Raw genomic sequence first — 15,383 nt, 5'->3', positions numbered from 1 at the left:
AGATATTTATTCATCTGTTTGATCAAAATACTTAGCTAAATCAGCCAGTCTTGGATCCACTTTTTTTTCGTCTTTTTCAGACTGTTGAGCAAGTTCTTCGTCCGTAGTATATGACCAAGCGTCATTTTTCGGTTGAATGATTTGCGCGTCTTCCTTGTACACTTGCATTGGAATCTCTAATAGAATTAGTTCTTCTAATACAGGTGTGACATCGATAACATCTCCCTCTACAGGATGAACATTATCTTGTTCGTCTTCACCAGCAATTTCGCCCCATCTGAAAATTTCATCTGATTCGAAATCAAGCGGGAACACGACATCTTCCCATGTACGAGAACAAGGAAGCGTTAATTCACCAGTTACATGAAAATGACAGTTCATTTGCTCTGCACCAAAGGTACAAAAGCCTTTTACATGAACAGGTGTAATATGGCGAATATCTTTATTACGAGACATTACACCATCCAGTTGAACAATTTGATCAACCGGCATCCCGTTTTGGCGATATTTAGATAATTGTGGGATTGCCCATTTCATATTTTATCACCTCAAGACAACAGAATTGATTATATAATGTGAAATAATAGATGTCAAGATATTTTCTTGTCACTACTATATAACTCTGTTTATAATCATAATTACTATTATAAAGGAGGAACGCCAATGATTGCAACAGGAGTTATTGTGGAATATAATCCCTTTCACAATGGGCATCATTATCAAGTTGAGACAGCACGAAAAGAGACGCAAGCTGATGTCTTAGTTGCTGTGATGAGTGGGCATTTTTTACAGCGCGGTGAACCTGCTTTATTAAACAAATGGCAACGAGCAAAAATGGCGCTTCAAAATGGTGTAGACCTCGTCATTGAGCTTCCCTATGCTTTTGCAACTGGGCATGCAACGGACTTTGCATATGGTGGCGTTACGTTATTAGAAGCATTAAATTGTCAGTCAATCTCTTTTGGTAGCGAGAGTGGGCAGATTGAGCTATTTAAAAGCACATATGACGCTTTTGAGCAACATCATGAGCAAACTCAACAAATCATTCAAGAAGCAGTTAAAAAAGGTTTAAGCTATCCTCAAGCGCTTCAAACTGCACATGAACAGATTCAGTCCCAAACTGAACATAAATTACTTGATTTAGCACAGCCTAATAATATACTCGGGTATCATTATTATGAACAAATACAAAAACATCAATATCGTCTACAAGCAACCACTGTAAAGAGAAAAGGTGCAGGCTATCATGACGATGTAGATGACCGTAAAACAATCGCAAGTGCCACAGGAATTCGAAAGGCTCTTTTTGAAACCAAGCAATTAGAGACACTTGAAAAATTTATGCCTGCTACAGCATATGACGTATTAAAAGGAGCGCAAAACTACGCAAGTTGGGCACAATTTTATCCATTCTTTCGTTTCACAGTATTGCGCATGAACCCTGAGACTTTACGTCAATATGTCGATGTGTCAGAAGGAATTGAATTCTTATTTTTAGAAGCTGCAAAAGAGCATGCGACATTTGAGGGCTTTATGAAACATGTAAAATCAAAACGATATACATGGACGCGTCTGCAACGTATGATGACGCATATACTTGTCGGCTATACAAAAGAACAGCGCGCAATATTTCAAACACCATCGTATATTCGTGTACTTGGCATGACAGAAAAAGGCCAACAATATTTATCACAAGAAAAGAAAAGATTAACATTACCTTTAATCAGTCGCATTCCTAAAAAACATGATGACATGTTAGCACTAGATTTGCGTGCAACTGACTTATACATGATTGGAACAGGTGCCAATACCACACGCCTCGACTTCCAAACACCTCCAATACGCTTATAAAAATAACCTCCAACGCTACAAACATGTAGCATAGGAGGTTATTTTTTATTTTTGTTTTAATTCATTTAGATAAGCCATCGCATCATCTAATGTTTTCACAGGAACGATTTTCATCTTACTATCAATTTTTTCAGCTGTTTCTTTTGCAAGTTCATAGTTTGATTGAATATCTGGAACTGCTTTTTTCATTTCAGGTGTAATTTCATCATCTGGCGCAAAGAAGATTTCGATGCCTTGGTTGTTTGCGGCAATGACTTTTTTATCAATACCACCAATTCGTCCGACTTTACCATTCTCCAACATCTCACCTGTTCCAGCAATTTTATAACCTTTTGCTAAATTACCTGTTGTTAATTGATCGATAATTTCAAGCGTGAACATCAAACCAGCTGAAGGTCCACCAATTTCATCTGAATCAATCTTCACTTCTGGTGTTGTGGAAATGGATTTACTGTCTGAGAACGTAATACCTAGACCAATCTTACCTTTTGCACCTGGTATTGGTTTTAACGTGACATCTTTTGTATAAACTTTGTCATCACGTTTAAATGTTAAGCTTACACGCTCGCCATCTTTTTTGTCTGCTAAGTAATCAACTAATTGTTGGTGTGTTTTAATTTTCTCACCATCAATTGCTGTTACTTCATCTCCTGCTTTTAAAACATTTGAGGCAGCCGCATTTTCTAACACATAAATCACATAAACACCTTTGTAGTCTACTTTATATGGTCTTCCTAGCGTTTTAAAGGCCATATATTTCGCATTAAACTGCGAGTCGGTCATGAGCTTCAATTGTCGTAAATTATACTCTGTATCGGACTCTTCTGGTGCACGTACTTCTTCTTCTTTTAAAATATCTTTTTCATCTGAGAACTTCGCCAATACATATGTAAAAGGCGTTGCCCCACTTACAGCCACAGTCATCATACTGAGTGATCCATCTGTCGGCGTTTTCGCATCCTCTACCTTCACATACTTCGTTAAATCATATGCCGCTCCTGGAGACATAATGTAATAGTTTAAAGGATAGACAAAAAACGTCACAACCATAGCTAAAATGACTAAAAATAAGGCAAACTTCTTTTTCGACACCCTCATGCACCTCCTCTTTCGATATAAATGGACGTTTTGATGAATATTTTGATTCCACTTCTTTTTTATTCTATCATTTTTTTCTGTCTTGTAGATAGTTTTCTACCCAGAAAAGAAACATTTGTTCTCATGGTTTTTCAAAAAAACAGCCACCAACTTAGATAAGTTGTTATGACTGTTCTTTTACCCTTATATTACGCTTTAAACTTCTCTTTTAAAGCTTTATTCACAATCGCAGGCACAAGGCTCTCGATATCGCCACCGTACTGTGATACTTCTTTTACAATACTTGAGCTTAAAAATGAATGTTGATTCTTCGTCATAATGAAAAACGTCTCAATATGATGATCTAAATAACGGTTCATTGATGTAATTTGCATTTCGTATTCAAAATCCGAAACAGCACGTAATCCACGAACAATGACATGCGCATTTTTTTCTTTCGCATAATGAATTAATAAACCTGAAGACGACTCTACTTTTACATTCGGCATATCTTTTGTTACTTGTTGGATTAAATCGATTCTCTCTTCTACATTAAACAATGGTTTTTTTGCTGAATTGTTCATAACGGCTACATAGACCACATCAAAAATATCTGCTGCACGTTGAATGATGTCTAAATGACCATTTGTAATCGGGTCAAAGCTGCCTGGAACGACTGCAATCTTATCCACGTTCATCCCCCTCTTCCTCCATCAGTCGATAGAACGATATAATCGTACTACCATACTTTTCTTCACGATATTTTGTAAAGTTTTCGACTTGCTCAGGTAGCTGTAATTCAAAATCATGTTCACAAACAATCACGCCATCTGGATGAATGATGTTATGTGTAATTAATTCTTTTACTAAATCATAATAAACATGCTTTTTATATGGTGGATCTAAAAAGATTAAATCCGCTTGAAATTCTCTTTTAATGAGGTGCTTTAAAGCTCTTGTTGCATCATTACGATAGATTTCTGCACGATCTTCATAGCGACATTTCTGGATATTTTCTTTTAAATTTTGAAATGCACGACTATCTTTTTCAATGAATACGCCTTTTTCCATCCCTCTACTTAGCGCTTCAATACCAAGTCCACCACTACCTGCAAATAAATCTAACACAGTTCCTCCATGAAAAAAAGGACCTAATATATTAAATAGTGATTCTTTCACTTTATCTGTCGTAGGTCTTGTCGTTACACCATTTACTGCTTTCAGTGGCATTCCTTTTCGTTCGCCAGAAATTACTCTCATTTTGTCACCAAGCCTTTATAAAATAATAATCAGTGAGGACGGCCCCACTGACTATTATTGTACATTATTTTTGTTCGTTTAGTTCAATACGATCTTCTTTTTTCTCAGGTATTGTACGGAATAGCTTGATTAACCAACCTTCTTCCACATAATAGGTTCCTGCTATTTTAATAAGCGGCTGAACACCTGGAACGTCCTGTCGCAAATCATTATAAACATAAAAATCATATGGCTCTCCTGGGAATCGGAACGAGCGTGAAGCATTCTTCACATAATATCCATTCTCTCCAATTCGTGCATCATATCCTAATTGTTTTAATAATGGGTTTGCTGTATAGAGTATCATATCATCTTTTAATATAATTTTGACATTATCCACTTTTTGTCCATTCACATAAATCGGACGTTTTTCTTCAAACATGAGTGGCACAACTGCTTTCGCATTCGCTTCATTCATTTGGAAATAAGATGTTTTTAACTGTAAAATATCGCTCAGCAGTTTGTCCAATACAGAAGATGTCACTTTCTTACCTTCTAATTCTTGTAAACCATCTTTCCATTGTGTTCGTTGATTCGAACTAAAATAATCATTTAATGTTTTAACCATTGTTTGGGCTTTTGAATTTCCAATCAGTGTATTCGTTTCAAATGATGCTAATACACTCGATAGCACTTGATCTTGTTGATTAATTTGGTATTTCCTCTTTACTTGCGTTACTGCTACACGTTCTTGCAGTGCTGATTTTTCAAGCGTATTCGTAAATAAAATACGGCTACCGCTTTTTTGATTAGAAGGTGTTTCGATAATATCCATATGGTTACTATTCAATAACTCTAATTTTGATAAAGCTTTTGTTAAATTAGCAGGCTGTGTTCGCGTTGAATAAACGGTTAATTCGTCACTCTCGAACGCTTTCTTCACTTTATTTTTCGACCAATACAGTTCATACACCCCACCGTTACCTGTGAAGTAAGCATAGTCTACTAAATTAAGTGACTGTTCTCCGATTTTCGGAAGTCCCGTAAACCATTGACCACCTTTACGGTTTTCATCAATAATTTGCAACTTCGTGTTCAAAACAATCCCTTGTTTCAACGTAAGGAACATCTCGTCATATAACTTCCCTGATTCAAGACCACCTTTAGGAAGTGGGATACGATATGAGATAGACTGTGTGGTCTCGGTTCCTTCTTTAAAACCATTCACATTACTTTTAAAACGTGAACAGTTCTTTTTATCTTCTTTACCTTCTGCATCTTTTGGACAAGCCTTTTGCTTTGCAGCTTCCGGCCATAGAATTGTCATTTCTTGTTCAGGTAAATTTTTAAATGTATGCTTTACGTAAAAAGCATTTCCTTTATGCTTGATTTCAATATCTTGTGTATAAGAAAAGGCTTTTTCTGTATCAGCTGGATTTGTCGAAAAGACATGGTACTGAAATGACAGAAGAATACCATTGATGAATAACAAGATTGAAAATAAGATGGCTGCAAATTTCATGTGCGAATCCTCCTGCATCATGATACTATGTTTTAGGAAAGGAAGTGTTATAAAAATGATTCAAAGATTTATCGAGCTAGGACAAGGCTATGGTGATTTATTCGAGCTTTGTGAGCTAATGAAAACAAATCACAATCGAATTCATCATACCTTCGTCTTCGTCTCAGAAAAAGACGGTAATAAAGTTGCTTCAGTTGCAGTTGCACTAAAGCCTGTTGGCGAAAGCAAATTCATGCCAATTTATATTTGTCGCGAAGGGATTCCATATAATCCTGAAAAACAATCTAAACGTTTTGAGATTTTCGAAAACGCTGTAAAAGAGCGCGATCAATTACTGATTACGTTAGAAGTAAAGCATTCATCTATTTATGTAGATCCAACGCTTTATTATCAATACCTAATTGGTGTTCTTCGACTTTATCACTATATTCCTTATCTTCATTAGGCTACACGACCTTACGTAAACATAGCCAAATATGACTATTTTCTATTTGTATCGTCCGTAGAAGTAAAAGTTTTAGAGTCCAGTTTTATAATCGTACTCTTTTGCTTTATCTGGTTTTGCATTTTCAAATTCTGTATTTACAAATCGACGATAGGATGGCACAACCGATTTAACATAGGGTAAACGAGATACCTTATTCATTGTAGCTTCAATCTCATCATAGTCACAGTAAATGACAACATACTTCATCTTACGTGATATATAGTGTACATGACCATAACGACGTAAAGATTTCGCTTGCTTCAAGTGGTGTACATAGACAATTAATCCTTGGCGCTCTTTCATTAGTAGGCTACCCCCATTTCTATGTTTCAAGAATACCATAGCGAAGAATTTAGAATCAACCAGCGTTTAAATGACAGATGTGTCTCCTTTCCGTTATAATATGAAAGAGAAGTCTGCAATTAGAGGAGGACGAATATGGGAAAGAAAACAAAAGTAGCCATTGCAATCGCTGCGGCTAGTGCAGCAGCATGGGCTGGTTCAAAAGCACTTTCTAATCCACAAAAACGTGAAAACAAAACGGCACTCACATATGAGCATCCAATTATACTTGCTCACCGTGGTGGTTCGTTGCTAGCTCCAGAATGTACAATGGAAGCATTCGAAATAGCTGCGGGCCTAGGTGTACATGGCTTTGAAATTGATATCCGACTAACAAAAGATGAAGAAATTGTCGTATTCCACGATGAATACGTCGATCGTGTGAGTGAAGGTAGCGGACGTATTGCAGATATGACATTAGCAGAATTAAAAGAATTAAATTTTGGTTATCATTTTGCAGATTTAGACGGTTATTTAAAATACCGCGAAGACCCTGCACGTATTATTACATTACGTGAACTATTAGAACGCTATCCAAATAAGTTAATTAATATTGATATGAAGGATGCACCAAACACATACGAGGGAGGCTTAATGCCTTCTAAACTATGGCGTTTAATCGAAGAATTAGGTGCTGAAGATCAAGTTGTCATTACAAGTTTCCATGACGAACAAATTGATCGCTTTAATTTATACGCTCAAAACCGAGTAGCTTTAGGTGCTGGTGTTGGTGAAGTTCGTAAAGCTTATACTGCATTTACAAGTCAATTCGGTCATCTTTATAGTCCAAAAGTAGATGTATTCCAAATCCCTACAAAATATGGCGTATTACCATTAGATACACCTGGATTCATTCAATTTTTAAATAACTTGAATGTACCTGTTCATTATTGGACAATTAACGATGTAAATGAGATGAAACGTCTAATTGAAAGTGGCGCAAAAGGTATTGTGACAGACCGTCCAGACCTTGCTATGCAAGCTTTACTTGATATTGTAGAGTAAAAATAAAAAAGAGCTTTGGCATTTTCAAAATGCCAAAGCTCTTTTTGTATTTTTATGGCTTTGTTTCTTTTTTTATCAAATAAGGTAAAGAAGTATAGAGTTTTTATACAAATTTTTCACCTAAAGGAGTTGAAATAGATGAAAAAACTCGATATTGTTTCCGCAGTCATCTTCTTCGCAGCCGCTATTTTTTATTTTGTTTTTACATTCATTACTAAAGAAATGATACCTAGCACGTTAATGATTAATACGATGATTATCGTATCAATTATCGGATTAATTCTTGCATTTTTATCAAAAGGTCGATTAAAAACAATTAGTATTATCGGTAATTTACTTGTTTTATTATTAATCGGTGTATTACCAATAATTATTATGAACACAAGATAGTTTGAATGATTCGCGCAATTTCTTTTGGTTTTTCAGCAATTATTTCATGAGATCCCTCTACTTCAATCTGTTGCAGTTGAGGGGTTTTTTGTTTTAACTTTTCGATTGCCGCAATTCGAATATTTGTTAATTCTTTTGGTTGCGTTACAGTGATTAAAAAAATAGGCACACAGAGGATTTTTTCATCATCCTCATAAAAAATTTCACTATAAGCAGCTGCTACTTCTGGCTGGATTCGTAATGATCCGCTCCCATCTTTCTCGATTTTATACCGCGCGCGAATCGATTCAGCAATTTCCTCAGTAAAGCGTCCGAGTTCTTTTTGTTCATCTAAAACAACTTGTTCAACAGAACTTACTCGAGATTGGTCGACGAATATTTTTGTTTGTTCAATGACTTCTTCAATAGATTGTCCAAAATCCTTTGGTGAAAAATAACCACCATCGATAAATATTAATTTTTTAACAAGATGTGGATATGTATAGGCAAAATCAATTAGAATGTGACAACTAATAGAATAGCCAATAAAAATAGTCGGCTCTTTCACATATTTCGTAAGCCATTCAATTAAGCTTTCCTTTGTAAAATATTCTAGAGTTGGCTGTTTTCCATGACCAGGTAAGTCAATGGCTGTTATGTTAAAAGACGCTAACTCATTTTGCACTTCTAAATACACTTCTTTTGTTCCGCCCAAACCATGCAATGCTATAATTGATTCCATTAATCCCCTTCTCCTTCTATAAAAAAATGCTGTACGCTTTTACACGTACAACATGTTTATTTTATGCTGAGCATGAACAGCCGCCACCTGTTCCACAACTTCCACCGCATCCCGTATCCGTTTGGAAAAATGGATTGCTTACTGGCACTTTTACAGCTTCTGAAATGGTCTTTCCTATGATGATACCTATTTCATCAAGTAAATCTTGAAACTCATTTTCAGCAACCTTTAAAGCTGAAATTGTTTCGTCCATATCTAATTCGCGCTTTTGTGTACGAATTAATTTCATAATTTGTGTATAATCCGGATGATATTTACCAAAACGCTGTACATCTTCATATAAATCTTTTGTTTTGTTAAATTCCGTAATTTTTTGAACTAGTGACGGGTTTGAGTACACAGCTTCTGTCGCGTCAACTAGTTGACGATGTACGTCTGAATTAAGGATTAAATCATTTAATTGATCGACTTCATCCAAAATCATGACCCATTCTGATGTCATTTTCATAAAAAGCCCCCGTTTCTTTACTATCATATCAAAAACAGGGGCAGTTGTATGTTATTTTGAGTCACTTTCTGGTTTTTGTTCAATAAAAATTTGCGCAAAATTATTTTCAAAAGAAGCCGTTCCCAAATGGTTATATGTTGCATTGAGTAAATCTTGGCGATGTTTTTCAGAATTTAAAATACCACTAATTGCATCTGCTGCATCAGCATAATCTTCCGCAATATTTTCAGCAGTTTCTTCAAAGTCTACATCATTTTCTTTTAATAAAGATTGCAAATCCGTATCAGGTGCGTCTGATTTCGCTAATCGTTCCATTACAAGTCCTTTTAATTGTGTACTTGTCACTCCACTTAATTTCCCATCTTTTTCAAGAGCAGGTAAATCATTTATTTCACGATATACATTAGATAATTCAAATAACTGTTGCGCATTTTCTTGATTGATTTTTTCTTGTTCAAAAGAAGAAGGCTTTTTCGTTTCGATGACTTCACCCACATAGGTCATGTCATATGGCTTCTGTTTAACAAGTGTCTCACCATCAATATATCGAACTGCCATTAGTTTTTTCGTTGCAGAATCAAAATACAATTGAGCTAAAACACCATTATACATGATGAGTAAACGTGATTGTAAATCTTCTTCGCTCAATACCATCGTATAGATATTTTGCTGAATTTTAATATTAACTTCCATATCTGTAATCGTTGTACGATATAATTCATCGAGTGTTTGTCCCATTTTAAATGGCGCAAAGTCGACTCTCGTACCTGTAACATAGACCTGGTTAATTTTATCCTTTTCTACCCCTACAAGCATATATTGATTTTCGTCGCCATATACCCACCATGTAAACCCATAAGCTGAAGGGCCCTTGCGAATTGGTTGCCCCATTTTCTTTTCAAATGTAGAAATATCTTTTCCAACATATGTAGACCAGCCTGTTTTAGGGCGTTGCTGTACATCTCCTGATAGCTGAGGCGCAGTTGTATTCGGCACTGTTTTTGTGGGACCTTTAAGAGGCTCGTTTTCTTTTACAGGTTGATCGAAGTAGAAAAATCCGATTAATAAAATGACAAATAGTACTAAAAATCGTAATAGTGCCTTCAACATTCTGTCTCCTTCTTTTTAAAATTCTTATTTATTATTATAACACTCTTTCATACATCTTATAAAATAGTAAAAGACCTTTTATAATCCATCTACTCGAATACGGTTTAACCTCTTATTTTAAAACACAAAGAAAAAACCGCGCTATCGCACGATTTTTTCTCACTTACATTCATTTTATATGTTGTTCAATTATTTCAATATGTAAACCAACATACTTAAGGATTAATAATCGCTTTGATTACAGACGTTGTTTCTCCGCCTTTATAAAATACATAAAGTAATAAGTATACTGCTACACCTGTAATTGCTACAAAGAACCATACAACCGATGTGATTGGCGCAATTTTACGGTGACGTACAAGATTGTTCGTGTAACCTGCAATTAATGTCACAATTCCAAATACTGCTCCTGTTGTTGCTAAAATAATATGGAATACAAGGAATGTTGTGTAATATACTTTTAAATCTTCAGGTCCGCCAAATGCTGTGTTTCCAATAAATATCGTACGAGAAGCATAAATGATAAAGAATGTTAATGCAGAAATTGCTGCTGCTGTCATTGTCTTTTTATGCGCTTCAATTTTTCTATTCTTTACTTGAATCCAGCCGATTGCGATAAGCACTGCACTTAATACAATAAAGAATGTACTAATCGTTGGTAAAATAGGTAACATACGTTTTTGCTCCTTATATCAAATTTTAGTCATCACAGTGTTGTGATGTGCTGAATGTGCGACTTTTTTGATTCCATCGCATTGCAATTAGTATTATACCAAAAATAATGGTTTGTATAACTTGGATTAGCTTACTGCCTAATTGTTGATCTTGTTTTGGTGTCATATTTGTGAACAATGATGGTCCTGAAAAAGCGCTTAATTGATTCAGCGTATCAGCTGGAACGCATAAGGCCATTGCTTGCATCCACATTGCACCATCTGTATATGTCTTATACAAATCTACCGGACTAAAAAGGATGATGGACGCAACTAATGTCATCATAATATACATGAGTAGGAGCGGCTTCCAAACCAAGTTGAATCGTTTTCCTTTCATTGACCACATGAAAATAAAAGAACATGTAAACAATAGAATCGTATAGATACTCTCTGCTGTTTCATGTAGGCGTAAGTAATCAAACACAATCGGAATTTGTCTACACACAAATAGAATACTCCACACCACACTCAAATAAATGGGCGAACATAATAAAGTTGATACAAAGGGTGTAGAACGAATATAGGCGAGTAAATAGTTCGGTATTCCTCTCACCACTAAAAAAGGAACGAGAACAAATAAAATCACTGTCTGAATAGTATAGGCTGTATAAATAAGATAGGTCATTATTTGAATAGGTGCGCCTTTTACAGCATATAAAAATAGTAGTGCCAGAATGAAAGAGAAAGCTTCTGAAATACTTAAAGGCGTACTGTTTTTAAAATCTTTTCGCCACTTGATTGTCATCAGTAGATAAATACTGAGGACAAAAAGACAAACAATCATCATTCCCGGACTCCACAATTCGCGAAAACCAAATAGCGATAAAAACATCTTACACCTCCTATTTCTTTCTACATGTTATTATACACAAAAAGGCACTTATAACAGCTTATGTTATAAGTACCTTTTATTTTGTGTCTAAAATGTGAACTGTAATTCAACATAAATAACTGTTCAATAACAGCGTTTTAAGGTGCAATTAGTCTTCCAATTCGATTAATAAGTCACCTGTCGAAATAGCTTCGCCTTCTTTAACGAAGATTTCTTTTACAATACCGTCACGCGGTGCTTGTACAGTTGTTTCCATCTTCATCGCTTCTGTGATTAATAAATGCTCACCACGACGTACGCGACTACCTGGTGATACAACTACTTTTAATGTTGTACCTGGCATTGTTGCGCCAATTTGATTTGGATTTGATGGATCTGCTTTTGGTTTTTTCTCACCAGAAACTTCAACATTTAAATCTTGAACAACGATTTCACGTGGTTGTCCGTTTAGTTCGAAGTAAATAACGCGTGTTCCATCATGTTGTGGTTCACCAATCGATACTAATTTAATAATTAGCGTTTTACCTTTTTCGATTGTTACTTCAATTTCTTCACCTAGACGTAGACCATGTAAGAATGTAGGTGTATCTAATACAGACACATTGCCAAATTGATCATATGTTGTCATGTATTGTTCAAATACTTTTGGATATAGTACATATGCAAGTACATCTTGATATGTCATATCGCGATTATATTTTTCGTCTAATTCTTTTTTAACTGCATCAAAATCGACAGCTTCTAGTAATTCACCAGGACGTACTGTAATTGCTTCACGCTCTTTTAAAATAACCTCTTGTAATTCTTCAGGGAATCCACCTACTGGTTGACCTAAGTATCCTTGGAAGAATTCAATAACTGAATCTGGGAAGTCAATTGTTTGTCCTTTTTCAATTACATTTTCATCTGTTAAATCATTTTGTACCATGAATAATGCCATGTCGCCTACTACTTTTGAAGATGGTGTTACTTTTACAACATCACCGAATAGTAAGTTCACATTTGAGTACATCTTCTTCACTTCATCCCAACGATCGCCAAGACCTACACCTTTTGCTTGTTGTTGTAAGTTTGAATATTGTCCACCTGGCATTTCGTGTACATAAATTTCTGAATGTGGGCTATTCATGCCACTTTCGAAATCTTTATAGTATTTACGGATATCTTCCCAGTAGTACGATAATTTTTCGATTCCTTCAATATCAGCACGTACTTGGCGTTTGCTACCCTTCATTGCATAATATAACGAGTTCGCACTTGGTTGAGATGTTAAGCCTGCCATCGAACCGATTGCTGTATCGATAATATCTACACCTGCTTCAATCGCTTTCGCATATAAGTAAATACCGTTACCACTTGTATCATGCGTGTGTAAGTGAATTGGTAAATCTGTTGATTCTTTTAGCTCTGTAATCAATTGGTATGCTGCTTCTGGTTTTAATAAACCTGCCATATCTTTAATTGCGATGATATGTGCACCTGCTGATTCTAAATCTTTCGCTAATTGTTTGTAGTAATTTACTGTGTATTTTGTACGTGTATCATCTAAGATATCGCCTGTATAACACATTGTTGCTTCTGCCACTTTACCGCTATCACGTACTGCATCGATTGCTGTTTGCATACCTGGTAACCAGTTTAAGCTATCGAATACGCGGAATACATCGATTCCTTCTTTAGCTGATTCTTTAATGAATTCACGAATGACGTTATCTGGATAGTTTTTATAGCCAACTGCATTCGCACCACGAAGTAACATTTGGAATAATACGTTTGGCATTTTTTCTCTTAATACACGTAATCTTTCCCATGGATTTTCTTTTAGGAAACGATAAGCTACATCAAATGTCGCACCGCCCCACATTTCTAGTGAGAAGAAGTTATGCATAATTTGCGCTGTATAATCTGCAATCTCATATAAGTCTTTTGAACGTACACGTGTTGCAAGTAATGATTGGTGGGCATCACGCATCGTTGTATCTGTTAATAACACATCATTTTGTTCTTTAATCCACTGAACTAAACCTTCTGGACCTTTTTCGTCTAGAATTTGCTTTGTACCTGTTGGAATCTCATTTAATAGTTGAATTTTTGGCTTATGCGGTTGTGGTAGAATTGGTTTTTGACCATCTGCAATCCCTGGGAAACCGTTTACAGTAACATTGCCAATGTAACTCAATAACTTATTACCACGGTCACGCGCTGACTTATAGTTTAATAATTCTGGTGTTGTATCAATAAAGCTCGTATTGAAATCTCCATTGATAAAGTTTTCATGACGTACTACATTTTCAAGGAATGGAATATTCGTTTTTACACCACGAATACGGAACTCTTGTAAGTTACGATCCATTTTCTCTGCTGCTTCTTTAAATGTATTACCCCACGTTGATAATTTTACAAGTAATGAATCATAATGTGGTGAGATGACTGCACCTTGGAAACCATTACCTGCATCTAAACGAACACCAAAACCGCCACTTGAACGATATACAGTTAATTTTCCTGTATCTGGCATAAAGTTATTTTGTGGATCTTCCGTTGTAATACGTGATTGAATTGCATAACCAAATAAAGGAATATCTTTTTGCGCTGGAATTTGTAATACATCGTCATGTAAATCGTGACCATCTGCAATTAAAATTTGCGCATGGACAATATCAATTCCTGTTACCATCTCCGTAATCGTATGCTCTACTTGCACACGTGGATTTACTTCGATGAAGTAAAACTTGTCGCCCGATACTAAAAATTCTACTGTTCCTGCATTTAAGTAATCGACATTTTTCATTAACTTCACAGCTGCGTTACAAATATCCTGACGTAATTCATCTGATAATGAGTTTGAAGGCGCAATTTCAACTACTTTTTGATGACGACGTTGAATTGAACAATCACGCTCATATAAATGTACGATATTTCCGTTTTTATCACCTAGAATTTGAACTTCAATGTGTTTTGGACGGTCAACGTACTTCTCAACATATACTTCATCAGAACCGAATGCTGCTTTTGCTTCTGACTTAGCACGGTCATATGCTTCTTGCGCTTCATCTGCACTATGTACAACACGCATACCACGACCGCCACCGCCAAGTGCCGCTTTAATCATAATCGGATATTCATGCTTTTCACCAAAAGCAAGAACATCATTAATTGAATCCACAGGACCACCTGAACCTGGAATAACTGGAATATCAGCTAAAACAGCTTGTTCACGTGCTTTTACTTTGTCCCCAAACATATCAAGATGTTTTGAAGTTGGGCCAATGAAAATGATACCTTCTTCTTCACAACGTTTTGCAAATTCTAAGTTTTCAGATAAAAAACCGTAGCCTGGGTGAATCGCATCTACACCAGACTCTTTTGCAATGTCTAAAATTCCTTCGATATCTAAATAAGCATCAATTGGCTTTTTGCCGTCCCCAACAAGATAAGCTTCATCTGCTTTATAACGATGATATGAACCGCTATCCTCTCGAGAATAAATTGCGACTGTACGAATTTTCATTTCTGTACATGCGCGGAACACACGAATCGCGATTTCGCCACGATTCGCTACAAGAATTTTTTGAATTGCCAT

16 protein-coding genes are annotated in these 15,383 nt (G+C 35.8%); 4 read left to right on the top strand and 12 right to left on the bottom strand.

Features of this window, described 5'->3' with window-relative positions; genetic code table 11:
- Window positions 1–6: 6 nt before the first annotated feature.
- Complete coding sequence (locus tag QN089_RS03270) at window positions 7–537, bottom strand: YceD family protein (RefSeq protein WP_068455110.1); 531 nt, start codon at window positions 535–537, stop codon at window positions 7–9.
- Between the two features lie 126 nt (window positions 538–663).
- Between QN089_RS03270 and QN089_RS03265 the strand changes: the two genes are divergently transcribed.
- On the top strand, window positions 664–1,851 hold the full coding sequence (locus QN089_RS03265; RefSeq protein ID WP_068455111.1) for a nucleotidyltransferase: 1,188 nt from the start codon (window positions 664–666) through the stop codon (window positions 1,849–1,851).
- 45 nt (window positions 1,852–1,896) lie between these two features.
- On the opposite strand, the gene QN089_RS03260 is transcribed toward QN089_RS03265, so the two are convergent.
- From QN089_RS03260 to QN089_RS03245, 4 genes are all read right to left on the bottom strand, one after another.
- Window positions 1,897–2,943 (bottom strand): SepM family pheromone-processing serine protease, encoded by a 1,047-nt coding sequence (locus tag QN089_RS03260; protein ID WP_285215949.1) that lies wholly within the window; start codon window positions 2,941–2,943, stop codon window positions 1,897–1,899.
- A 194-nt stretch (window positions 2,944–3,137) separates the two neighbouring features.
- Complete coding sequence (gene coaD / locus QN089_RS03255; protein ID WP_434784123.1) at window positions 3,138–3,626, bottom strand: pantetheine-phosphate adenylyltransferase; 489 nt, start codon at window positions 3,624–3,626, stop codon at window positions 3,138–3,140.
- Entirely contained in the window at window positions 3,613–4,188 is a 576-nt protein-coding gene (rsmD, locus tag QN089_RS03250; RefSeq protein WP_285215948.1) for a 16S rRNA (guanine(966)-N(2))-methyltransferase RsmD, read from the bottom strand. Before rsmD ends, coaD begins: the two co-directional genes overlap by 14 nt.
- A gap of 64 nt (window positions 4,189–4,252) precedes the next feature.
- A complete protein-coding gene (locus QN089_RS03245) occupies window positions 4,253–5,689 on the bottom strand; it encodes a hypothetical protein (RefSeq protein WP_068455123.1) in 1,437 nt (478 codons plus the stop codon).
- 55 nt (window positions 5,690–5,744) lie between these two features.
- Between QN089_RS03245 and QN089_RS03240 the strand changes: the two genes are divergently transcribed.
- Window positions 5,745–6,134, top strand: coding sequence for a DUF7147 family protein (locus tag QN089_RS03240; RefSeq protein ID WP_068455126.1), 390 nt, complete (start codon window positions 5,745–5,747; stop codon window positions 6,132–6,134).
- A 72-nt stretch (window positions 6,135–6,206) separates the two neighbouring features.
- Here QN089_RS03240 and QN089_RS03235 read toward each other — a convergent pair whose 3' ends face one another.
- Window positions 6,207–6,479, bottom strand: coding sequence for a YlbG family protein (locus QN089_RS03235; RefSeq protein WP_068455130.1), 273 nt, complete (start codon window positions 6,477–6,479; stop codon window positions 6,207–6,209).
- A 135-nt stretch (window positions 6,480–6,614) separates the two neighbouring features.
- On the opposite strand from QN089_RS03235, the gene QN089_RS03230 reads away from it, so the two are divergent.
- Both QN089_RS03230 and QN089_RS03225 read left to right on the top strand, forming a co-directional pair.
- On the top strand, window positions 6,615–7,523 hold the full coding sequence (locus QN089_RS03230; RefSeq protein WP_068455133.1) for a glycerophosphodiester phosphodiesterase family protein: 909 nt from the start codon (window positions 6,615–6,617) through the stop codon (window positions 7,521–7,523).
- A 138-nt stretch (window positions 7,524–7,661) separates the two neighbouring features.
- Window positions 7,662–7,913: a hypothetical protein gene (locus tag QN089_RS03225; protein WP_068455136.1), complete on the top strand. Its 252-nt coding sequence runs from the start codon at window positions 7,662–7,664 to the stop codon at window positions 7,911–7,913.
- Here the strand turns inward: QN089_RS03225 and QN089_RS03220 are convergent.
- The 6 genes from QN089_RS03220 to pyc all read right to left on the bottom strand — a co-directional run bounded on the left by QN089_RS03220 (window position 7,897) and on the right by pyc (window position 15,383).
- Window positions 7,897–8,634: an alpha/beta fold hydrolase gene (locus QN089_RS03220; protein WP_285215947.1), complete on the bottom strand. Its 738-nt coding sequence runs from the start codon at window positions 8,632–8,634 to the stop codon at window positions 7,897–7,899. The two genes, QN089_RS03225 and QN089_RS03220, sit on opposite strands and share 17 nt — an antisense overlap.
- A gap of 61 nt (window positions 8,635–8,695) precedes the next feature.
- Complete coding sequence (locus QN089_RS03215; RefSeq protein ID WP_068455141.1) at window positions 8,696–9,142, bottom strand: YlbF/YmcA family competence regulator; 447 nt, start codon at window positions 9,140–9,142, stop codon at window positions 8,696–8,698.
- 51 nt (window positions 9,143–9,193) lie between these two features.
- Complete coding sequence (locus tag QN089_RS03210; protein WP_285215946.1) at window positions 9,194–10,252, bottom strand: CAP domain-containing protein; 1,059 nt, start codon at window positions 10,250–10,252, stop codon at window positions 9,194–9,196.
- A gap of 215 nt (window positions 10,253–10,467) precedes the next feature.
- Entirely contained in the window at window positions 10,468–10,926 is a 459-nt protein-coding gene (locus QN089_RS03205) for a DUF420 domain-containing protein (RefSeq protein ID WP_068455147.1), read from the bottom strand.
- A 25-nt stretch (window positions 10,927–10,951) separates the two neighbouring features.
- Window positions 10,952–11,800, bottom strand: a complete 849-nt coding sequence (locus QN089_RS03200) for a cytochrome c oxidase assembly protein (protein WP_285215945.1) — start codon at window positions 11,798–11,800, stop codon at window positions 10,952–10,954.
- A 148-nt stretch (window positions 11,801–11,948) separates the two neighbouring features.
- Entirely contained in the window at window positions 11,949–15,383 is a 3,435-nt protein-coding gene (gene pyc / locus QN089_RS03195; RefSeq protein WP_285215944.1) for a pyruvate carboxylase, read from the bottom strand.

This window comes from Kurthia sp. YJT4 (genome assembly GCF_030219945.1).
Lineage (GTDB): Bacteria > Bacillota > Bacilli > Bacillales_A > Planococcaceae > Kurthia > Kurthia gibsonii.
The sequence above is the reverse complement of the archived record's forward strand: the minus strand, read 5'-3'. Positions and strand labels throughout refer to the sequence as shown.